The organism is Panacibacter microcysteis (genome assembly GCF_015831355.1).
Lineage (GTDB): Bacteria > Bacteroidota > Bacteroidia > Chitinophagales > Chitinophagaceae > Panacibacter > Panacibacter microcysteis.
Genome location: NZ_JADWYR010000002.1, coordinates 1750442 through 1772295, shown reverse-complemented (window position 1 = coordinate 1772295; position 21854 = coordinate 1750442). Strand labels below are relative to the sequence as shown.

The 21854-nt window shown below is 43.8% G+C and carries 18 protein-coding genes and 1 tRNA gene; 3 read left to right on the top strand and 16 right to left on the bottom strand.

What is annotated here, in order from left to right; all coding sequences use genetic code 11:
• The 3 genes from I5907_RS19330 to I5907_RS19320 form a co-directional block, all read right to left on the bottom strand.
• The coding region (locus I5907_RS19330) for a DUF2961 domain-containing protein (RefSeq protein ID WP_196992430.1) at positions 1-594 on the bottom strand (594 nt) is incomplete at its 3' end.
• Positions 595-678: 84 nt separating this feature from the next.
• Entirely contained in the window at positions 679-1524 is an 846-nt protein-coding gene (locus tag I5907_RS19325) for a fumarylacetoacetate hydrolase family protein (protein WP_196992429.1), read from the bottom strand.
• A gap of 2 nt (positions 1525-1526) precedes the next feature.
• Positions 1527-2762: a DUF6786 family protein gene (locus tag I5907_RS19320; RefSeq protein WP_196992428.1), complete on the bottom strand. Its 1236-nt coding sequence runs from the start codon at positions 2760-2762 to the stop codon at positions 1527-1529.
• Between the two features lie 245 nt (positions 2763-3007).
• On the opposite strand from I5907_RS19320, the gene I5907_RS19315 reads away from it, so the two are divergent.
• A complete protein-coding gene (locus tag I5907_RS19315) occupies positions 3008-5224 on the top strand; it encodes a DUF4954 family protein (protein ID WP_196992427.1) in 2217 nt (738 codons plus the stop codon).
• Positions 5225-5270: 46 nt separating this feature from the next.
• Here I5907_RS19315 and I5907_RS19310 read toward each other — a convergent pair whose 3' ends face one another.
• The gene (locus I5907_RS19310) at positions 5271-6407 is read right to left on the bottom strand and encodes a trans-sulfuration enzyme family protein (protein ID WP_196992426.1); all 1137 of its coding nucleotides are present in this window, start codon (positions 6405-6407) and stop codon (positions 5271-5273) included.
• A gap of 306 nt (positions 6408-6713) precedes the next feature.
• Between I5907_RS19310 and I5907_RS19305 the strand changes: the two genes are divergently transcribed.
• Positions 6714-8009 carry a hypothetical protein gene (locus tag I5907_RS19305; protein WP_196992425.1) on the top strand — a complete coding sequence of 432 codons (1296 nt, stop codon included), beginning with the start codon at positions 6714-6716 and terminating at the stop codon, positions 8007-8009.
• A gap of 1 nt (position 8010) precedes the next feature.
• Here the strand turns inward: I5907_RS19305 and I5907_RS19300 are convergent, their stop codons facing one another.
• The 10 genes from I5907_RS19300 to I5907_RS19255 form a co-directional block, all read right to left on the bottom strand.
• On the bottom strand, positions 8011-8898 hold the full coding sequence (locus tag I5907_RS19300) for a hypothetical protein (RefSeq protein WP_196992424.1): 888 nt from the start codon (positions 8896-8898) through the stop codon (positions 8011-8013).
• 81 nt (positions 8899-8979) lie between these two features.
• Positions 8980-9546: a D-glycero-alpha-D-manno-heptose-1,7-bisphosphate 7-phosphatase gene (locus I5907_RS19295; protein WP_196992423.1), complete on the bottom strand. Its 567-nt coding sequence runs from the start codon at positions 9544-9546 to the stop codon at positions 8980-8982.
• Positions 9547-9654: 108 nt separating this feature from the next.
• A complete protein-coding gene (locus I5907_RS19290; RefSeq protein WP_196992422.1) occupies positions 9655-10347 on the bottom strand; it encodes a nucleotidyltransferase family protein in 693 nt (230 codons plus the stop codon).
• Between the two features lie 10 nt (positions 10348-10357).
• On the bottom strand, positions 10358-10933 hold the full coding sequence (locus tag I5907_RS19285) for a D-sedoheptulose-7-phosphate isomerase (RefSeq protein ID WP_196992421.1): 576 nt from the start codon (positions 10931-10933) through the stop codon (positions 10358-10360).
• Between the two features lie 65 nt (positions 10934-10998).
• Complete coding sequence (locus tag I5907_RS19280) at positions 10999-12024, bottom strand: GHMP family kinase ATP-binding protein (RefSeq protein WP_196992420.1); 1026 nt, start codon at positions 12022-12024, stop codon at positions 10999-11001.
• Between the two features lie 207 nt (positions 12025-12231).
• On the bottom strand, positions 12232-13596 hold the full coding sequence (locus tag I5907_RS19275; RefSeq protein WP_196992419.1) for a glycine-rich domain-containing protein: 1365 nt from the start codon (positions 13594-13596) through the stop codon (positions 12232-12234).
• Between the two features lie 141 nt (positions 13597-13737).
• Positions 13738-14871 (bottom strand): glycosyltransferase, encoded by a 1134-nt coding sequence (locus tag I5907_RS19270; protein WP_196992418.1) that lies wholly within the window; start codon positions 14869-14871, stop codon positions 13738-13740.
• A gap of 16 nt (positions 14872-14887) precedes the next feature.
• On the bottom strand, positions 14888-15832 hold the full coding sequence (locus I5907_RS19265) for a glycosyltransferase family 2 protein (protein WP_196992417.1): 945 nt from the start codon (positions 15830-15832) through the stop codon (positions 14888-14890).
• A gap of 9 nt (positions 15833-15841) precedes the next feature.
• Positions 15842-16363, bottom strand: coding sequence for a DUF4199 domain-containing protein (locus I5907_RS19260; protein WP_196992416.1), 522 nt, complete (start codon positions 16361-16363; stop codon positions 15842-15844).
• Between the two features lie 48 nt (positions 16364-16411).
• Positions 16412-17671, bottom strand: coding sequence for a dihydroorotase (locus tag I5907_RS19255; protein WP_196992415.1), 1260 nt, complete (start codon positions 17669-17671; stop codon positions 16412-16414).
• A gap of 120 nt (positions 17672-17791) precedes the next feature.
• On the opposite strand from I5907_RS19255, the gene I5907_RS19250 reads away from it, so the two are divergent.
• Positions 17792-17865 (top strand) — tRNA-Pro (locus I5907_RS19250).
• A gap of 43 nt (positions 17866-17908) precedes the next feature.
• Here I5907_RS19250 and I5907_RS19245 read toward each other — a convergent pair.
• Positions 17909-18721 (bottom strand): cyclase family protein, encoded by an 813-nt coding sequence (locus I5907_RS19245; protein WP_196992414.1) that lies wholly within the window; start codon positions 18719-18721, stop codon positions 17909-17911.
• Between the two features lie 261 nt (positions 18722-18982).
• Positions 18983-21610: a DNA mismatch repair protein MutS gene (gene mutS / locus I5907_RS19240; RefSeq protein WP_196992413.1), complete on the bottom strand. Its 2628-nt coding sequence runs from the start codon at positions 21608-21610 to the stop codon at positions 18983-18985.
• Positions 21611-21854: the final 244 nt, after the last annotated feature.

Here is a 21854-nt window from a genome sequence, read left to right as displayed (position 1 = left end):
TGCAGGTACTTCTGTAAGAATATAATCTACCTGGTAGTACAAGACCATATCTTCATTGGCAATGTTTTCCATTGTTATCCTGCATTTTTTTCTGAAAGGCATTGGCCAGTAGCAGTTGAATGCGCTGCCCGGATTTACTGTAACGGCTAAGGAATTGAGGTGTGCATATTTGCCCCAGCCCATGCCGAAGAAATCACCAACCGGCACTTCAACAGATGGGGTGGTTTCATCATCCCAGTAAAAACGCAGAATAGAGTAGCGCCAGTTGCCGGTGGGCGTCATCCATATGTGCTGAACAGAACCAGGACCTTCTATTTCTGCAACGGTATAGGTGGTTTTTGATTTGATGACCACGCTTGGGCTTACCTTCCAGCCCTGGCCAAGGTCTCTTGAAGGCCCGCTACCGGTACCCGTGGTGGCCATACCACCTTTGCCTTTTTCGCCCTTAAAATTTTCCGGGCTTATACTTCTTGTTTTGGCATCAGATAACTGGTAAATGTTACTCATGTTTGAATTGATGCCGTTGAACTTTTGTTGAGACAAAGCAGGCAATACAATGCAAATGGCAAATACAATGGTTAGAAACTTTTGCATAAAGCGTATTTAGAATGGTGTAATAATGATCAACGGCAGGGCGGTGGATTTTTGTGCAATTGCTGATCCGGCAATCCCCGGTTTTTATCGACTGCTGATAGTATTGGTAAGTGTACCAATGTTGTCTATCGTTATGTTTACCACATCATGTTCCTGTAGTGTGAAACTGTTATCCGGCACAACACAGGTGCCTGTCATCAAAAAAGCCCCGTATTCAAAATCCATGGCTTTGTATAGCCAGGCGACCAGTTCTGTTAAAGAGCGTTTCATATTTTGCAGGGTGGTGCTGTCATCAAACATCTTCTTATCGCCCCTGTAAATGTTCATATGAATGACTGTGGTTAAAGCAACAGGTGCTGCAGGAATATACAGGCATGGCCCGATTGCTGCACTGCCTTCATACATTTTAGCCTGTGGCAGGTAGAGCGGGTTCTCACCCTCTATGCTGCGGCTGCTCATATCATTGCCAATTGTGTAAGCCTGTATATTTCCACTACTGTTGATGTACAGGGTAAGTTCAGGTTCAGGTACATCCCAGGTGGAGTCTGTACGAATGTTCACTGATTGGTTATGGCCCCTTACACGGTGTGGCAGTGATTTAAAGAACAGTTCAGGTCTTAATGCTTCATACACACGCTGGTAACAATCTGCGGCGCCGGAGTCTTCCGATTCTTCCATGCGTGCATCCCTGCTGCGGAGGTAGGTAACACCCGCGGCCCACACTTCCTGTGAACCGATGGGTGGCAACAGGTGATGTGTCAATGCCTCCTGCACATCTGAGTCACTCATCAACGCACTGCTGCCGGATGCATTTTTTAAATGATCGTGCAGGTTGTCTCTGTTGATGATCTCATCCCAGTCCTGTGCCAGTAAATAATAACGATTGTTGAATGAAACAATATTGCCGCGAGTGGTTTTGAAAAGATGCATGGTTATTTCTTTATATCGTCAAGGTTTACGCCAAGTAGTTGCCGGGCCATTGTTTTAAGGCTGTTGTAGTCACCCGTAAAGTGGCAGGTTACCTGCCTGTAGGTACCTGTTTCATTTTGTTTCAATGCCAGGGCAGGAGATGAAGATTCAATCTCAAAAAAAGGCCCCATCTGAGTGCCGTCCTGCAATGGGCCATCGTTGTATGAGTTGATAACGTCTCCTTTGTAAGGCTCTTTTTGTATTTCCCATTTGCTGTTTACATAAGGAGCATCGGGATGTACCTCTGGTATTACTACTGTCAATACATTTTTCTCAAAATCAAAACCGGCAGCTATTGGTTTGGCTATGGCAGGAGAGAGGCCGATTTTACTGCGGAATTTACCATCGCAGGTGAAATACAACACGCTGTCTTTTACCTGTAAGCGGTCTGCCGGGATTTCGCCAAAATAGTTGTCTGTTATAAACGTGCGTGCATTTGCCACGGGTTTGAATGGTATGATGACAACTGTTTTTGGAGAAGGTGTAAACATGCCCAGCAACCATATAGAGAGTAATCCTTTTTCTTTGGTCCAGTCTTCTTTGCCTGTATTGGTAAGTTTATTGATGGTTTCGTAACCAACAAGCTTTACGTTAGCGGGTATGTTTGTACTAATTGCGGTGGCAACATTGTCTTTTGACAGTAGGTTGATCGTTCTTTCGAGTGAGATGTCGAAGACAGTTCCGCTGTAATTGGTTAGCTGTGCTTTTCTTGTAAATGTTGCGGAGTTTTTTGAATACTGGTCGAGAGAGAAAGTGAAAGTATCTATCAGGAAAGGTACCTGCCAGTGATTGATGTTAAAGGAGTCGCCGCCTTTAAAATATAGCGAAAATTGTCCTCCTTCGGGGCCAAGCCATAAACGTTCTTCGCCACCAAAAGGATTGAATTGTTTTTTCTTTTCTGCACCCCCGATAAGGTTGTAATTCAGCCAGCCAAAACTGGTGCCATCGTTACCTTCTGCAGTACTGGTAATAACCCTGCCCTGGTAATCTGCTGAAAGTAAAACCCTGGCTGTACTGTCATCACTTACCAGCTCGAATGCACCTTCGTTGTGTTTCTTGAGAAAACTTTTATCATAACTGTAGCTGTGGGTTGCAGCAGTGGTGTCTGTTGTTGTATTTTTTTTACCGGGTTCATTGTTGCAGGAAAACATCAACACAAGTGAGGAGGAAGCAATGCAATACTTTATTACGCTATTCATAAGCTTTATCGTTCTAAATAATGTTCAGCTAATATTGAATGTAATCAAATATACGTTCAGACGCATTTAAACAGTGCTGGTTAAGCAAGATTGTGTATGAATTGTTTTCCACTTGCAGGCAGCCACAATAAAGTATTGCAGTAACGGGGTTGTGCACGTGCCGCACAGGGCTATGCAGTACAAGAGTGCGACGCAAGTAAAGCTGAATAGTAGTACTTTCGCCGGGCTACTAAAAACACTTTGCAATGTCTCAGAACAACATCAAAAAAAGCCCGGTTGACAAGCTTGGATACAACTTTATTAAGCCCGAATATTTGCCTGAAGGTGTGAATGAATATTACCTGCGTGACTTGCAGAACAGAAGCGGTATTGATTACCGTAATTTGAGTGCTTATGAAATAGAGGCACTGGTTAAAAACCGCAATGCAAGTGACGACTGGACGAAGATTTTGGTAAGTGATGATTTTGACCCGGAGCTGGTGAAGAACTGTAAATTTTTTGGTCTTGTACGCATAGGAAAGCTGGAACCGGTATACCTGGAATTTAGTGATATGAAATACACGGTAGGATTGTATAATTCTACCATCATCAGTTGCGATCTTGGTGACAATGTGGTGGTTGACAATGTGAATTATCTTTCTCACTATGTTATAGGTAATGAAGTGATCATTGTGAACGTTAATGAGGCTGCCACTACCGACCATGCAAAATTTGGTAATGGTATTTTGAAACAGGGCGAGCCTGAATCTATGCGTATATGGATGGAGATATGCAACGAAAACGGTGGAAGGAGTGTGATTCCTTTTAACGGCATGCTGCCTGCTGATGCGTGGCTGTGGAGCAAATACAGAAACGACAAAACGTTACTGGAGAAATTTAAAATATTCACCGAACAGCAGTTTAAAACAGAGCGTGGATACTACGGTAAAATTGGTGACCGCACTGTTATTAAAAATTGCGCCATCATCAAAGATGTCTGGATAGGCAGTGATGCCTATATAAAAGGCGCGAATAAGCTGAAAAATCTTACAATCAATTCCGGCCCCGAGGGTGCCTCGCAAATAGGTGAGGGTTGCGAACTGGTAAATGGTATTATTGGTTTTGGGTGCCGCGTCTTTTATGGCGTAAAGGCAGTGCGTTTTGTAATGGCCAGTAATTCTCAATTGAAATATGGTGCAAGACTGATCAACTCTTATCTTGGCAACAATGCTACAATTTCCTGCTGCGAGGTGCTTAATTCGCTCATCTTCCCGGCACACGAGCAGCACCACAATAACTCGTTTCTTTGCGCCGCACTGGTGATGGGGCAAAGTAATATTCCTGCCGGGGCTACCATAGGTTCTAACCATAACTCAAGGGCTGCAGACGGTGAGATTGTTGCAGGCCGTGGCTTTTGGCCGGGCTTGTGTGTAAGCCTGAAACACAATTCAAAGTTTGCGAGTTTTACCATTCTTGCAAAAGCTGACTACTCGTACGAACTCAATATCCCTGTACCATTTTCACTGGTAAGTATTGATACATCCAAAGACCGGCTGGTAATAATGCCGGCATACTGGTTTTTGTACAACATGTATGCATTGGCCAGGAACGCATGGAAGTATGGCGACCGCGATAAGCGCATACAACCCATACAAAAACTGGAGTACGACTACCTGGCACCTGATACGATCAATGAAATGTTTACAGCGTTGGGTCTTTTCGAACTGTACACAGGACGGGCTTATTACCAGCAACAGGAACAGCAGGATAGCTCAGATGAAGCGTGTGCAAAAAAAGGTAAGTTGCTGTTGCAGGCAAATGACCCGGTTATAGATACGCTTGAGATTGTTGCCGTTGATTTTGAAAACAACAGGCGCAAGACAGTTATTATAAAGGTACAACAGGCATACAATATTTTTATACAGATGATCCGTTACTATGGCGCATATCATCTGGCCGGTTTTGTGCAGGAGCATAAGATTGCTTCAGTTGATGGATTGAAGAAAACCTTGCCTAAAAACCCGCAACGCACAGAGTGGATGAATGCAGGCGGGCAACTGATGTTGCAAAAGGATATTGCTGCGTTACGCAACAATGTAAACAGCGGGAAGATTACTTCGTGGGATGAGGTGCACGAGTATTATACAACGCTGGCCGATGCATACAATACCAATAAAACCATACATGCTGTTGCTGCATTATTGGAAATTAACAACCTTAAGATTTCCAGGCTGAATGCGGCAATGCTTGCTGAAATTTTTGCTGATGTTATAAAGACCAGGGAATGGATGAATGAGAAAATTTTTGAATCCAGGGCAAAGGACTACAGTAACCCCTTCCGGTCGATGGTGTATGATTCAGCCGAAGAGATGAATGAAGTTCTTGGTACGCTGGAAGACAACAGCTTCATCAGGCAGCAGCGCGAGGAACTGGCATTGTTCAGGAAGACTGTTAAAAAAGTTGGTGCCAGGTTAAAACAATAATTGCAGATCCGGCGAGTGTTGCTTTAACCATTTGTAGTGCGTTGTGTCATGCAATGTGCTGCATTGCCTGCTCCAGGTCTTCTGCCAGGTCTTGTACATTTTCAATTCCAACAGACAATCGCAGCAAACTATCCTGTATACCGATTGCCAGCCGCTCGTCTTTTGAAAGATAACGGTGAGAAGTAAAAACAGGCGAGCAGATGAGGCTTTCCACCCCGCCTAAACTCAGTGCAGGCCTTATGATGCGTAAATTTTGCTGCAGTCTTTTTATGCCGTCGAGATCTGTTTTGGGCTCAAAAGATACCATACCACCAAAGCCGCTCATTTGCCTTGCTGCAATGCTATGTTGCGGGTGAGATGTAAGGCCGGGATAATAAACCCGTGCCACAGACAAATGTTTACTTAGCCACTCAGCTATGTACAACGCGTTGCTGTTTTGCCTGTTGATGCGTAACGCTAACGTCTTGATGCTACGCTCTGCAAGAGCGCATTCCTGCGGTGTAAGGGAACCACCATACATTTTGGCTGTATTATGAATAATCTCTTTATGCGCTGCGCTATTTGACACCAGTGCGCCATAAGGAAGGTCGTTGTGGCCACCCAGGTATTTGGTGCCGCTGTGTACAGCAATATCAATACCATGCAGCAGCGGTTGCTGGTTTACCGGCGATGCGAAAGTGTTGTCAATTATTGTAATAATATTGTTTGCTTTTGCTATAGCCGCCACTTCGGCCAGGTCTACTATATTCAGTAACGGGTTTGATGGTGTTTCGATATAAATCACCTTCGTATCGGGTCTTAGCAGGTCTGTAAAACTTTGGGCATTATTGGCCGCAAAGCTGCAATGGATGCCTCTTTTGGGCAACTCTTCATTGGCAAATTTCAGTGTGCCGCCATACAGGTCTTTTGAAAAAATAATGTGTTCGTTGCATTGAATAAAAGACAGGATAGCAGTACTGATTGCTGCCATGCCAGAACTGAATACCATACCCCAGTTACCCTGTTCAAGATTACAGATAATCTGCCCGAGGCGCTGTTGGTTATACGTAGAATAAAAGCCGGGATATTGCAGCGGCTGATCAATATAATCGTAGGCTACTGCGGTATAAACAGGTGTGGTAACTGCGCCACCTGGCTGCTTATCATCAACAGGGTGTACACAGGCTGTATCAAAGTTTTGCATGCGTAAAGGTAGCGGTATCAGTATAATTTTTTGTTGGTCAGCAGCAGTTCTTTGTGGCATCGCCTGTTGTGTCACTCACTTGTACGTCCGGGGCTTTGTGCAGCTACAGCGATGCGTTGTGCAGTACCTGCACAAATTGCAGGTCTTCGCACTGCCCAATAAAGCTTCACCAGTACAAGAGTGCGACGCAACGATGCTTCATGCATATTCTTTAGCCGGGCCCCAAAAAATTGCCACTTATCTAAAACAGTTTATATACAGTGATTGAAAATGTATCTTCAAACTACCATAAAAAAGACGAACGTTATGCGTACACTGTTATTAATTGTTGCAATTTGTTTGATTGCCGCGTGCAGCCGGCAACCTGCCAAACAATCGACCACAAATATTAATGCGCTTGCACAGCAATATGTGCGTCTTGGTCTTACCATCAGTTTGTACGATGCAGATTTTGTAGACGCTTATTATGGCCCCGGTTCTTTAAAGCCTGCCGCAAAGCCTGCTGCTGTGTTCCCCAAAGACAGTTTGTTGAATGCAGTGCATGAACTTACCGCAGCATTACAGGCCTTACACGATACCAGCGATACGGTAGCCCAACGTGCAGCATGGATAGCAGCGCAGCTGAAAGCCTTTGAAAGACGTATAAAAATTTATGCAGGTGATACTGCCGGCTTTGATGAAGAAGCTAAGGATCTTTATGGTGTTACGGCACCTGTATACGACTCATTGCATTACCGTGAAATAATCGCAAAGCTTGACCATTTACTGCCCGGCAGTGGCAGCATCAACGATCGTTTTCAAGAGCTTGCAAACAGGTTTATTATTCCCAAAGACAAGCTGGATACGGTTTTTAAAACAGCCATTGCTGCATGCCGCGAAAGAACCTTACAGCACTACGATCTACCCAAAGAAGAAAGTTTTATACTGGAGTATGTAACCAATAAACCATGGAGCGGCTATAACTGGTATAAAGGCAATTATAAAAGTGTGATACAGATAAACACAGACCTGCAGATATTCATAGACCGTGCAATAGATGTGGGCAGCCATGAAAGTTACCCGGGCCATCACGTGTACAATATGCTGCTGGAGAAAAACCTTTACCGCGAAAAAGGCTGGGTGGAAATCTCGCTGTATCCGCTGTTTAGCCCGCAATCATTAATAGCAGAAGGAAGTGCCAATTATGGTATTGATGTAGCTTTTCCCGGCCAGGAGAAAGTAGCGTTTGCCCGGCAAACGTTATTACCGCTTGCAGGTTTGGATACAACAGGCATCTCACGTTATTTTGCCGCATTGGAACTAAAAGGTGCATTAAACTATGCACGTAATGAAGTTGGCAGGGGTTTATTGGGCAACACCATGAGCGAGGCGCAGGCAATGCAATGGCTAAAAGATTATTGTTTGATGAATGACGAAACCGCACGCAAGTCTGTAGATTTTATTCGCCGCAACAGGAGTTATGTAATCAATTACAATTACGGTAAAGACCTGGTGGCGCAATACATTTCTGCGAAAGGCGGCGATGTTTCGCCAGATAAAAAATGGCAGGTATTTGGAGCACTGCTAAGCAATGAAATACTTACAACTGAGCTGTTGCAGTAGGCTATTGAAGCGGGTTGCCATTGTCATCCCGGAACGGAACAGGTACAGGCGCCTGTCCGTCTTTCAGCTTTTGCTCGGCAAATAGTTTGCTAACGTGCACCCACTTGCCGTTGCTCCATTTAAAACCTTCGTAATCACCATCAGGTATAAAATCATATTTATATTGCGTATTGCCCGTTTCACTTACCAGGTGGTCGAATACAATGGCATCCAGCGCAGCATCGTAGTTTAGTCTTGCTTTACCGTCTTTCTTAAATTCAAGACAAAATCTTGCAACAGGATTATCAGGTTTATTGGGTTCATTTTTATATACAAAAAAATCGCCACCAAATACCGGCTGGCCATTGTTGTCGAAGTGCAACACTTCAATCCACTTGCGGGTACTGGAAAAATCATTGTCATCCAGGCCAAGCAGCGTATAGTATCGTTTGCCATTGAATTCTTTCATCAGCACCTGGTAATAAATAGCGCCGATCCAGTTGCGGTTTGTCCGTACAGAATCTGTTGGTATTACAGCATAATCGCTCCCGTCAAAAAGCGGGAAGAGTTTGAGTGAACCATCTTTCGTCTGCATCTGCAATGCACCATACTGGCGAAAATAACTTTCATCTTTTTGTATTTCCCATGTGTAAATGCGGAAGGAGCTATCCGGCGCGTACAATTTTGAAACCGTCTTTATTGAATCGAACGGGTATGAGAACGAATTGGGCACTTTTAACGCCTGTACAAACTTTTTAATAAACACACTGTCAGCATAAAAGCGTGCAGAAGCATCCTGTGCTGTTACCATTTGTTTGGAATAGTAATTCAGCGTGTCTTCCATACCTGCCAGAACTTTCCTGTTATCCTGTGCCCGTGCATTAAAAGCGCAGGAAAAAAATAGTAGCAAAAGAAAAGTCTGATATGCTGTTTTTGCCGTCATGTTATTATCTACGTGGTTGTGCTTTATTTATTGTTGTGCCTGCTAACCTTAGGATATCGTTAAGGAACCCAATCGTTTAGAAAATTCAAATAAGCTTTCAAGTCTTTCATCGATCATTGCATGAGGAAATGGCGTCTGCGGATCAGTAGAGGGAATAAAGATCGTTTTAGCGCCAATATTCCTGCCAAATTCCATATCGCTCAGTTTATTACCAACCATTACGCTCCTGGCAAAATCGATCTGCGGAAAATCTGCTTTTGCCTGCAAAGCCATACCCGTTAATGGTTTGCGGTTAGGGCCATCATCGTGCAATTCCGGTGCAAAGTATACTTTGTCAATCCTGCCGCCAAGCGTTGACAAGCCTTCGCGCATATATGCATGTATGTCTTCGAGATCTTCAGTCGTCATTAAACCTTTGCCTATACCACGCTGGTTGGTTACAATAACAATAAGCCCAAATATATCTGAGAAAGTTTTGATGGCAGCTTCAGCACCGGGCATAAAAACAAATTCATGCCTGTTAAAAATATAACTTCCAACCTTGTCTTCATTTATCACACCATCCCTGTCTAAAAATAGCGTCCAGCTTTTATCAATGGTTTTGTAATCGATCATTTGTTAAATACTTTTTTGGGAAGCCGGCTGCATTGCTGCTATTATGCTTTTGTTGTGTCACTCACTTGTACTGCCGGCTATGCGTCAGCACGGGTTACAAACGGCATCTTACAATTCAGCCTGCGCCCTGTTGTAATCTTCCGGTATGCCAATATCTATAAAATATTCATCCTGTACTACACCAAATATTTTCTCTGTTGTATAAAAAACTTCGAGGTAGTCTTTTTCAAAAGAAAACTTCAGCGGCAGGTAAGCAGCTAAAAATGCTTTGGTATCCAGGGCATACAAACCTCCGTTTACCAGGCCGGCTGTATATGGTTGTTTCTCTTTGAATGATTTTACAGACAGATCATCATTCACTTCAACCACTCCATACCGGTCAATATCCTGCATGGGCTTAAGGCTTAGTGTGCAACTGGCATTATTCCCGAAGTGAGCCCCGGTAACCGCTTCTATGTTTACTTTAAAAAGTGTATCGCCATTTGCCAGCATCACATGTTCCGTAACTGTTTTCAGGCATGCGTAGCGGGTAGCGCCTCCGGTGCCCAGCGGTTCCTGCTCTACGGAAAACGCAACGTCCAGCCCCGCATAATTACTTTCAATAAACCGGCTGATGATGTCGTGCCTGTAACCCAAAGACAAAACAAACCTGTTTATGCCTTGCTGCAGTAAATGATCAATGACATAAGTGATAAAAGGTTTGCCATTTACTGGTGCCATGCATTTGGGTAATTCAGGAACAACACTTCTCAGGCGCGTGCCTAAACCACCTGCAAGAATAATGGCTTCAGTAATTTTCATCACGCTTTTTTTACCCGAAGAGTTTTGTTTCAACCAGTTCGCAGATAATGTGGCCAATCATAATATGGCTTTCCTGTATACGCGGTGTGTCTTTAGATGGCACGTTGAAAAGGTAATCACTTAGCTCCTTCATTTTTCCGCCGCTTTCACCGGTAAAACCAATGGTAATCATGTTCTTTGCTTTGGCGGCTTCAAACGCCTTTACAATATTGCCCGAATTGCCGGATGTACTAAGCCCCACCAGCACATCTCCCGCATTACCGGTACCTTCCACAATACGGGAATAGATCACATCGTAACTGTAATCATTTGCTACCGCAGTAAGATAAGATGTGTTGCAGTGGAGTGCTTCAGATGGTAATGCCGCACGGTCTTTATAAAACCTGCCCGAAAATTCAGCGGCCAGGTGTTGTGCATCTGCTGCGCTGCCGCCATTACCGCAAAACAATACTTTCTTACCATTCCTGAAAGCTGCTGTTACAGTATTTACTGCATCGCAAATATGTTGCAGCATGGCATCATCTGCCAGTATTTTTTGTTTTGTTTCAATCGATGCGCTGATGATCTCTTTTATACGTTTGCTCATAACTGTTTTATAAAAAAATATAAGATCCCGTTGTAAACCTTCAGTACACGGCACCACAGACTGCGCTACAAAGTGGTCCACGTACTCAGGCCTTCTTTCGTAAACCTGTAAGGCTTTACTTCGCCGCCAAATTTATTCAATGTTTCAATAACCTTGTACCTGCTGTTGCCGGGGCAGTAAAATATCATAAACCCGCCGCCACCTGCGCCACTTATTTTCCCCCCTGTTGCACCCGCTTTTTTTACTGCTTCATACAGTGCTTCTATGGCATCGTTCGAAATGTTTTTTGCCATGTTTCTTTTTTGCTGAAACCCGTAATCAAGAATCTCTCCAATTTCATGCAGCCTTCCTTTGAGCAATGCTTCTTTCATCATCTTCGCCTGTTCCTTCAACTGGTGCATGGCCCCGATAGACTTTTCATTTTTTTGCTGAACGTTCTTCTGCTGTTCCTTTATAATTGTAGCAGACTCGCGGCTCGTAGAGGTAAAGTACAATACCAGGTTATTTTCCAACTCTCTTAAATAATCCTGCTTTATTCGAAGTGGATTTACGATCACTTTATCGTTGTGATAAAATTCCATAAAGTTTACACCGCCAAACGTGGCTGCATACTGGTCCTGTTTACCACCTGCCAGTTGCAGGTCGTTACGTTCAATATCGTAGGCATAGTGTGCTATATCGTATTCACCCAATGGCAGCTTCAGCATTTCTGTAAAAGCCCCGGTTACTGCTACCGCCAGCGTTGATGATGTACCAAGGCCACTGCCAACCGGCGCATCAACAAATGTGCTTAAGCGAAAACTGGTAATAGGCAGGCCATAATCTTTTTGTATGCGGTTGTAAACGCCTTTCAGCAGGTCCAGCTTACCATCAACAGGCAATTGATTGTTCCATTCAAAGCGTTGCTCCTGTTTTTGATCGAGTGCCTGTATAATAATACCGTTGCCTTCTATGGGTTCAATATTTGCATGCGCGTAATGCGAGATGGTTGCATTCAGAATAGCGCCACCAAATTCATCGCTGTATGGGCTTACGTCTGTGCCGCCACCGGCAAGGCCGATTCTTAATGGTGCTCTGCTTCTGTAAATCATATAAAAAAGCTTTAAGTTATAAGCAAATGCTTACACTAATCGTTTTTATGTTACCTGCTCTTGTACGTTGTGGCATCGTCTGTTGTGTCACTCACTTATGCGTTCGGTTTTTATGGCGACTGCAGCGTTGCATTTTATCGAAATACATGTGTGTCACGGTTTGTATGCTATTGATTTATCAGCCTTCCTGCGTATGCATTTATGCAGCTAATCTCCGCCACATCCGCCACAACTGCTGCATGAACTGCCGCATGAGGAACCACAGGAAGAACCGCCGGTTGAATCTCCGCCGTTATATTTATTCTTTTCCAGGCTATTGATCAATACAAGTGTAGGAGCGGCCAATACAACATTGCCGGACAAAAAGTACAGCCACTGCCAGTTTGCATTCGTATCTATATTAGGCAATACAGTTGCCTTGTATAAATCGGGTATTGTTGTAGAGAATAGTTTATTGACTAAGCGGTGAAGGTAAAGCACTATAACAGCAATGAATACTGTAATAATCAAAATAATCAATGTAACAGGTTTGTCTCTTAATACACCTGTTACAAGCCTTGTAAACACAAGCATTAGTAAAAACAGAAGGCCCGTAAAGTTTGCAAGAAACAAGTGTGTAAATTTTTCTGACCGTATTACATACTTCCGGAATGCATCCATGCAAGAGGCAACGGTATAAAAAACAGGTTTTAATAATAGCCTTTTTAAAAGTGCAGGATAGGTTATAACACCGGCATCATTTACTTCGTTTGCAATTTGCAATTGTTCCAATGTATCTGCAGTACCAAACCCCGACATCTCAATACTTGCGTTTTCATTAACGCGCAGTGCGTTGTTGTTGATCAGCTCATTTACAGATGTATGAATAACGTTTGTAAGCTGCCTTGATTTTAAATAGATCAGCTCGGAAGGCTGAAGATCGAAAATGAAATTATTTCTATCGAAATATTGTACTATTTTTTTGAATTGCCTTTTATTAAATGCTTCCAAGCCTAGCAAGGTAAGTGTGGTTAACACAAGAAAACCAATCAAAAAATAAGGATTATCTATTTGTACATACAGTGGTTTTAGCAGGAAATAAAATGGTGTGGCAAGTGCTATAAAAGATAAAATACCTATAACAAGTATTGTCCTGATCTTCACACGGCCTTTTGCAAGATGCAAACCGTCATATATAGTTAACGCACTCCAAATTTCTTTTGGCTGGTCTCCAAAGCTGGCATTGTAGAGCTTTGTTGTTCTTTCCGCCGCAAGTTTAAATTTCTCAAATTCGGCTTTATTTTTTGTAGATGGAATGTGCTGTACGTTCTTGCCAAGAATAGCGCAAAACGCCTGGTATGATTGTGTAAAAATGAGGTGTTGGTGCCAGACTGTATCTACGATCTCTGATGGAGAAACCATTGCATCTGCCGTTGCGGCCAGGTACATGAATTTTTTATACTCGGTTATCGCTTTTTGGGTAAAATTTTTGTTCCAGTTGTTTTCGTTAGCAAGACGAACGGAGAATCCATACTCAGCTTGCGGAAAGTCTAAGTCGAATGCTAATATATTGTTCCAACGTTCTGTATTCATTGGTGGTTTTAGATGCTGATTTTGCCCGTTTACCTTCGCGTTTGCTCCGTAATGTTATTGCCGTACAAGAGTGCGACGCAACAGCCGCCTCATAGTAGTAATACAGCAGGGCCCATCATTTTTTCTATTCTGTTAACCTGTTTAATCTGTTGTCAGGTTTTTAATTGTATCTACCAATACAGACCAGCTATACTTCTTTTTTTCTGAACGAAGGTGCGGCAAAAAATGGTCTTCGCCTAATTCGTAGAGTTTAAGAATATGTGAAGCGATATCAGCAGGGTTGGGCTCTGCAATAAGACCTGCTTTTCCATCTGGCACAAGATCGGGCAGCCCGCCAACATTGGTTACCAGCATTGGTTTTTCGAAATGATAGGCAAGGGGTGTAACACCGCTTTGGGTTGCATTGCGGTAGGGTTGTATAACAAAATCTGCTGCGCTCAGGTAATATTTAACTTCACTGTCTGCAATAAAATCTGTACGAAGAATAAGTTGGCCTGCAAGATCATTCTGCTGAATAATATCATCGTATGTTTTTCGGTCTTCATAAAACTCTCCTGCTACCAGGAGCCTGATCTGTTTTGCCCTGGGATCGTTTTTTAGAATAGCCATTGCCTGCAGCAACATATCAAGGCCCTTATAACGGCGTATAAAGCCGAAAAACAGGATAATATTATCTGACTCATTGATATGGAGGTGTTGTCTTGCTGCGCTTTTGCTTACCTGGTTGCCAAAATTATCATACAGCGGATGTGGTACTAGCACCGCTTTTTTTTGTGTAAACAGGCGCAGGTCTTTCATTACTTTTTCGCTCATGGTAATAAATGCATCAACCGGTTTTATGAAGTAAGCGGTAAATTGTTTATCACCGGGTCTGCTTTCGTGCGGAATTACATTGTCTGCGATAGCGATGATCTTTGTATGCTTGTTTCTTTTTATCCTCCTGAGGATTGTTCCTAAAGATGGCCCCATGAACGGCAGCCAATACCGCACGATAACAATATCTGGCTGTAACGCTTTGATCTCGTTGCCTACACTTATCCAGTTTAGCGGGTTAACGGAATTGATACGAACTTTTATGTTCAAATCTGCCGGTGCAGGTTCTGACGAGTATTGCGATGTACCGGGAAAAAGAAAGCCGGGGTATTGTAATGAAAAGGTATAGATGGTAACACGATCACCTGCTTCCTGGTGGGCCCGGGCAAGACGCTCATTAAATGAAGACAGACCACCGCCACGTAAAGGATGCGCCGGCCCTATGATTATAACGTTTTGCATGCGCCTGATTCAATGATTAGCTGATACCCAGCTTGTCTTCGATAAGATAAGTATTCCGGTCTGCTGCATTCCTGGTTACCAGTTCTGCAATAAAGCCTGCAAGAAACAGTTGCATACCGATAATCATAACTGCGAGGGCGATAAAAAAGCCTGGTTTATTTGTGAGCGGGAAGTTGCTGTCGACAAGCTTTGAGATAATGAGGTACAGGCTGATGCCCAAACCAATTAAAAAGCAAAGTGTGCCATATAACCCAAAAAAGTGCATTGGTTTTTTACCAAACCTGCCGGTGAACGTAATGGTCATCAGGTCGAGAAAACCATTGACAAACCTGTTCCAGCCAAATTTTGTTACACCATATTTACGGGCCCTGTGTTCAACAACTTTTTCTCCTATTTTACGAAAGCCCGCATTCTTTGCCAGCACGGGAATGTAACGGTGCATTTCGCCATATACCTCCACGCTTTTAATAACTTTATTTTTATATGCTTTGAGGCCGCAATTAAGATCGTGCAGTTTAAGCCCGGACATTTTGCGTGCGGCAGCATTGTAAAACTTTGACGGAAGGTTTTTGGTAAGTGTGTTATCGTAGCGTTTCTTTTTCCAGCCACTAACCAGGTCGTAGCCATCTTCTACGATCATACGGCGTAGTTCAGGCACTTCATCAGGAGAGTCCTGCATATCTGCGTCCATCGTAATAACCACATCACCTTTTGCCGCATCAAAGCCTTCGTTCAATGCTGCTGCTTTGCCGTAATTACGCTGAAATTTTATGCCTTTGAAATGGGGGTTACGGTGAGCAATTTGCTGGATGATGTTCCAACTGTTATCGGTGCTTCCGTCATCTACAAATATTACCTCGTAAGTGAGATTGTTGTCTGTAACAACCCGTTCAATCCATTCTGATAATTCAGGCAAAGATTCTTCTTCGTTCAATAAAGGTATTACTATGGATATATCCATTCTCTCAGTTTATATTTGAGGTTGTGCAAAGGGATCCTTTGGCTGTTTCTTTGCTGCTGCTGCACCAATCAGCGAGCCTAAAGCTCCCAATAAAGCAAAGATGAAAATGATACCGCCAACAGCGAATGGTATAAAGAATTTTCTTCCGATTTCTATTCCCTGGTCAATCTGGTCTTCGCTCATTTTACCGTCTGACAACATTTCCTGCCTGGCTGCATCCATTGCTTTATCTATCATGTCAGGGAAAAGAAATTTTGTCGCTATTAATGTGTATACGGCAATTGCTGCGGCAACAAAAGCCGTGGTTTTAAACCCGTGAGCAAAAACATTACCAAACGTTACATTGCCATCCATCTGGTTTGCATACACAATGCAGGCCCAGATAATTCCACCAACAAGAATCAGGTATTGAACATAAGAAAGACCTTTGTTTGTAAACTGGTCAGTAAAATACAATGCCAGTCCATAAACAATAAGCACAAGTGTAATAATCAACCCTTTTTGTACAGGTGTAGAAACTTTCTTTTCCATATAGCGCGATTTTTGGTTAAGATTTTTGCAGGAACTTCCGGGATCAAGTTAATTTACTAACAGCTTACCCTTGTTAAATATGCCAATTACTCCACCCTTCAGTGTTTTACCAACAAATGGCGTATTAACAGATTTACTTTTGATACCGTTTTTTTCCAACACAGTTGAAATACCCGTATTAAAAATGGTGATCTCTGCACTGCTTCCTTCTTTTACGGCTGATTCGGGTAAGTTGAATATCTTCCTGGCATTAGTAGCAAAAAGCGAAGCAACATTACGAACATCCAGTTCAGGAACTGCAGACAAAACCGCCGCAAAGGCTGTTTGCAGACCAATCATGCCATTTTTTGCGTATTCAAATTCACAGGTCTTGCTATCCCAGTCGTGCGGCAAATGGTGAGAGGCAATGCAATCTACCAGTCCATTCTTTACCGCCACTCTTAAAGCAAGCATATCTGTCTTTGATCGTAGCGGAGGATTTGTTTTAAGGTTCGTATCATAATCTGTAAGATCCTCATCGCAAAAGAAAAGATGATACGGCGTTACAGAGCAGGTTACGGCGAGACCGGCATCTTTTGCACGTTGAATATATTCCAGCGATTTGGCAGTAGACACACCCGTAAAATGCAGCCTGGAATCTGCATACCGCGCCAGTTTTATATCCCTTGCAATCATCAGTTCCTCCGCCATTGCCGGTATGCCGGGCAGGCCAAGTTGTGTGGATACGATCCCTTCATGCATCAATCCAAACTGGCCGATACTTTTATCAACGGGCACCTGCACGATGACGCCGTTGAATGCTTTCACATACTGCAGCGCTTTAACCATTAAACCCGCAGATTGTACCGGGTTAACCCCATCACTGAAAGCGAGTGCGCCGCTGGCGAACATGTCATACATTTCTGCCAGTTCTTTGCCTTCAATGTTTTTGGTTACTGCACCCATCGGGTGTATATGTATAGGTGTATGAATGGCTTTTTGAACGATGTATTCAACCTGCGCCTTATTGTGTACCACCGGGCTTGTATTGGGTAAGGTAAAAACTCTTGTATACCCACCTGCTGCTGCTGCAGCAGCACCGGTCTCTATGGTTTCCCTGAATTCATAACCAGGATCGCAGAAATGGGCAAACACATCTACCCAGCCTGTGGAAACAGCGGCATTATCCCATTGAAAAACTTCATCTGCATCAGTTATATCGTCGTCTATGCGGGCAATGTTACCGTCAACAATTAAAATATCTTTTACTAAACCGTTATAGCTGGAATGATCGTCTGCGATTAGAACCTGCTTCAGTAAAATCTTCATGAGAAGGCGATAAAATTTGACGCAAGATAGGCGGATTTTTGTAAAAAGCCGTTACATTTGCCACCCATCTGAAAATGGGTCCGGCATGATGAATTGAGCAATCAATTTTATCAGCGGGAACGGGTGGTGGCGCAGCCCGGTAGCGTATCTGCATGGGGTGCAGGGGGTCGCTGGTTCGAATCCAGTCCACCCGACAAAAAGGTTATCTTAAACGATAGCCTTTTTTGTTGCCCCATTTTATCCTTTTGCTACCCAGGCAATCAATCTCAGCGGGCCACCACTGCCATTTTTTATTTTCATTGGCAGGGCTACAATATATGCGCCCCTTGCAGGCAACGCATCTATATTGGCCACATTCTCAAAGCCCGGTATGCCGGCACCCATTAATACCTGGTGTGTTTTAAAGTTTTTCGACTGTCCAACATCTATACTCGGCGTGTCTATGCCAACAGCTTTTATTTTATGATCAGCCAGCCATTGTGCCGCCGCACTGTCAATACCCGGGAAATGCAACTTTGGTATTGCTGCTGCACCGCGCTCTGCAGTGCCAAAATATTTTTCAGCATCAGGATAAAATTTACCATAACCCGTTTTAAAAAATACCATCATGCCAGCTTCAATTTTTCCATTCGTGTTTTCCCATTCACCAATATCATTTGTGGTTACAAGATAATCGCGGTTCTGCTGCGCTTTTGCTGAAACATCGATCACTACTGCTTCCCCGGTCAGTTGTTCCAGTGTAAGCTTATCTACACCAACGCCATTTTCGGCAAAGTGCGATGGTGCATCGAGATGGGTGCCGCCGTGTTCCGGTGCACTAAAAGCATACGTGGAATAGTAAAAGCCCGCAGGTGTTATGCCTGCTGCCGTTGTATCCAGTTTAAAACCTGTTGGGTTATTGGGCCAGTAAAGTGTCTGGTCAGACAAATCATAACCAAGGTCAATCCATTTGCCGGCAGCCAGTTGTTGTGCAAGGTTTGTTTGTTCCGGCTGTGTGGTGTTGCATGCAAGCAATACGCATGCAGCAGCGTTAACCATCACGTATTTCATGTGCAGTTATTTTATTACTGCTGAAGTTATTATTTTTTGGGGACAAGCTGCATTGCTGCTATGAAGCTGCTGTTGTGTCACTCACTTGTACGTACGGCTCATTACGCAGCATGGTGAAACCTGCAGAAATATCAGTAACATTAAACAGGCAGATCAAGTGAGCCCGTTTTATCTTCGCGTTTGCTCAGTTTACTTCCGGCAGTACAAGAGTGCGACGCAACAGGCGATGCCACTTTTGCCGCAGCCCGGCCCATAAAATTATTATTGTATCATTTTCTTGATCTCATTCAGCTTCATCAGCGCTTCTACAGGTGTCAGCCGGTTAATATCCAGGTTATCGAGTACAGTCCTGATGTCTGAGAACGTCTGGGAGTGTGCATCAAAAATAGAAAGCTGCAGTTTGGTGGTGCTTAGCCTTTTAATGTTGTCTTCTGTTTTTCTTACGGTACGGGTTTCGGTTGTTGCCGAATCATCCACATGCTTTTCTTCCAGTTGCGCAAGTATTTCATTGGCGCGTTCTATAAGTGCAGGCGGCATGCCGGCCATTTTAGCCACATGAATACCAAAGCTGTGCGTGCTGCCACCGGGTGCCAGTTTGCGAAGGAAGATAATTTTATTGCCCACCTCTTTATTCGTTACATGGTAGTTCTTTACGTTGGCCAGTTTGTTTTCCAGTTCATTCAGTTCGTGGTAGTGTGTGGCAAATAACGTTTTCGGTTTGCTGTTTGATGAATGTAAAAACTCCACGATGCTCCAGGCTATAGAGATACCGTCGTAAGTAGACGTGCCGCGGCCTATTTCATCGAGCAATACGAGGCTGCGTGCAGAAATGTTGTTGATAATACTGGCTGTTTCATTCATCTCCACCATAAATGTACTTTCACCGCCGCTAAGGTTATCGCTTGCCCCCACACGCGTAAAGATTTTATCGGTTACCGGTATATGCGCTGCTGCTGCAGCCACAAAGCTGCCCATATGCGCCATGAGTGTAGCGAGTGCTGTTTGCCGCAGTATGGCGCTTTTACCACTCATGTTTGGCCCGGTAAGGATAATAACCTGTTGCTCCTGTGGGTTCAGCACAATATCATTGGCAATATAATGTTCGCCCGCAGGCAGGTTTCGCTCAATTACCGGGTGCCGGCATTCCTTCAGCTCCAGCACGGCACCTTCGTGTAATACCGGTTTCTTGTAATTATAGTGCAGTGCATTTTCTGCAAAGCAGGTAAGACAATCGAGTGTTGCAAGAATATTGCCGTTAACCTGTATCGATGCAATATAATCCTGCAGGTCTGCCAGCAACTGGTCGTACAATGCGGCTTCAATGGCGGCAATTTTATCTTCTGCACCGGTTATCTTTTCCTCGTACTCTTTTAATTCAGGCGTTATGTAACGCTCAGCATTGGCAAGTGTTTGTTTACGTATCCAGTCTGCAGGTGCTTTTTGTTTATGGGAATTGGTTACTTCAAGATAGTAACCAAACACGTTGTTGAAGCCGATCTTCAACGTTGTTATGCCGGTACGCTCCGCTTCTTTTTGCTGTATATCCAGTAAATATGCTTTGCCGCCTGTTGCTATTTTGCGCAGGGTGTCAAGCTCTGCGTGTATGCCATCTTTAATCACGCTGCCTTTGTGCAATGCTACCGGCGGGTTATCGCATATTTCGTTGATGATCTTATTCGAAATATACGTGCACGGGTTCAATGCATCACCCAGCTTTTTGAGGTAATCGTTTGCGGCATGGCTGCACATGGCTTTCAGTTGCGCTGTTTGCTGCAGCCCTTTTGCAAGGTGCAGCACTTCCCGCGGGTTTATTTTCTTTACCGGTATTTTGCTCACCAGTCTTTCCACATCGCCGCACTGCTTAATCAGTTGCTGCATGGTTTTTCTGGTATCGGTTTCTTTGATGAGGAACTCAACAAGATCCAGCCGTTCATTGATCTTGTTGATGTCCAGCAAAGGCAGTACCATCCAGCGTTTCAATAAACGTGCGCCCATCGGGCTTACGGTATTGTCCAGTACTTTCAACAGGTTATTGCCCTGTTCTGCACCACTGCTCAGCAGCTCCAGGTTGCGTATGGTAAAACGATCCATCCACAAATGATCTTCACGTTCTATGCGTTGTATGGTGGTAATGTGCTGCAGGTTTGGGTGTTCTGTTTCTTTCAGGTAATGCAGCACCGCGCCTGCGGCCACTATGGCGCTGTTGAGTTTCTCTACACCAAAACCTTTTAATGAATGAGTCTGGAAATGTTTAAGCAAAAGCTCGGTCGCAAAAGCTTCATCGAATATCCAGCTTTCGAGTGTATAGGTATAAAACTTTACACCAAATGTTTCTTTAAAATATTTCTGGTTACTGCGCTGAAAAATAACTTCTGCAGGTTTTAGGCTTTGCAGTAATTTATCAATGTATTCAGTATCGCCCTCTGCTGCAAAGAATTCGCCGGTAGAAATGTCGAGCAGTGCAAGCCCGTGTTTATTGTCTGTAATGTGCAGGCCCGCAAGAAAGTTGTTGCTGTTGTGTTCAAGCAGTTTATCGTTGGTGGCCACACCGGGTGTTACCATTTCAGTTACACCACGTTTTACAATGCCTTTGGCCTGTTTCGGATCTTCAAGCTGGTCGCAGATGGCTACACGGTAACCTGCTTTTACAAGCTTGTGCAGGTATGTATCCAGTGCATGATGCGGAAAACCAGCCAGCTCGCTGGAAGATGCGGCGCCATTGTTTCTTTTGGTAAGCGTAATGCCCAAAACCTGCGATGCTTTGATGGCATCTTCCCCGAAGGTTTCATAAAAATCACCCACACGGAACAACAGAATAGCATCGGGGTATTTTTGTTTGATTGCCCGGTGCTGCTGCATTAAAGGTGTGTCTGTCGCTGCTTTTGCCATGGAGGGCAAATATAGAAATACGCTATCAACGGCTAAAGCATGCCACCGGAATGTGGATAAACAGCTTTTACAGGTGTATGTGTTACAAACAAATGCTTTAATGCGGGTGAATGTTGTACCTGGCTGCATTGCTACTATCATCGCCTGTTGTGTCACTCACTTGTACTGCAGGAAATGCTTCAGCATGGTGCAGCCGGCGTAAGTTTTTTTTACGACAACTTAAAATTGCTGCTGCGCTTAGTAG

Coding starts and splice junctions, on each gene's coding strand:
- I5907_RS19245 (WP_196992414.1), bottom strand. CDS start 18,721: ATGAAATACGTGATGGTTAACGCTGCTGCATGCGTATTGCTTGCATGC.
- I5907_RS19270 (WP_196992418.1), bottom strand. CDS start 14,871: ATGCAAAACGTTATAATCATAGGGCCGGCGCATCCTTTACGTGGCGGT.
- I5907_RS19255 (WP_196992415.1), bottom strand. CDS start 17,671: ATGAAGATTTTACTGAAGCAGGTTCTAATCGCAGACGATCATTCCAGC.
- I5907_RS19320 (WP_196992428.1), bottom strand. CDS start 2,762: ATGAATAGCGTAATAAAGTATTGCATTGCTTCCTCCTCACTTGTGTTG.
- I5907_RS19315 (WP_196992427.1), top strand. CDS start 3,008: ATGTCTCAGAACAACATCAAAAAAAGCCCGGTTGACAAGCTTGGATAC.
- I5907_RS19275 (WP_196992419.1), bottom strand. CDS start 13,596: ATGAATACAGAACGTTGGAACAATATATTAGCATTCGACTTAGACTTT.
- I5907_RS19305 (WP_196992425.1), top strand. CDS start 6,714: ATGCGTACACTGTTATTAATTGTTGCAATTTGTTTGATTGCCGCGTGC.
- I5907_RS19260 (WP_196992416.1), bottom strand. CDS start 16,363: ATGGAAAAGAAAGTTTCTACACCTGTACAAAAAGGGTTGATTATTACA.
- I5907_RS19295 (WP_196992423.1), bottom strand. CDS start 9,546: ATGATCGATTACAAAACCATTGATAAAAGCTGGACGCTATTTTTAGAC.
- I5907_RS19285 (WP_196992421.1), bottom strand. CDS start 10,933: ATGAGCAAACGTATAAAAGAGATCATCAGCGCATCGATTGAAACAAAA.
- I5907_RS19290 (WP_196992422.1), bottom strand. CDS start 10,347: ATGAAAATTACTGAAGCCATTATTCTTGCAGGTGGTTTAGGCACGCGC.
- I5907_RS19265 (WP_196992417.1), bottom strand. CDS start 15,832: ATGGATATATCCATAGTAATACCTTTATTGAACGAAGAAGAATCTTTG.
- I5907_RS19325 (WP_196992429.1), bottom strand. CDS start 1,524: ATGCATCTTTTCAAAACCACTCGCGGCAATATTGTTTCATTCAACAAT.
- mutS (WP_196992413.1), bottom strand. CDS start 21,610: ATGGCAAAAGCAGCGACAGACACACCTTTAATGCAGCAGCACCGGGCA.
- I5907_RS19280 (WP_196992420.1), bottom strand. CDS start 12,024: ATGATTTACAGAAGCAGAGCACCATTAAGAATCGGCCTTGCCGGTGGC.
- I5907_RS19310 (WP_196992426.1), bottom strand. CDS start 6,407: ATGCAAAACTTTGATACAGCCTGTGTACACCCTGTTGATGATAAGCAG.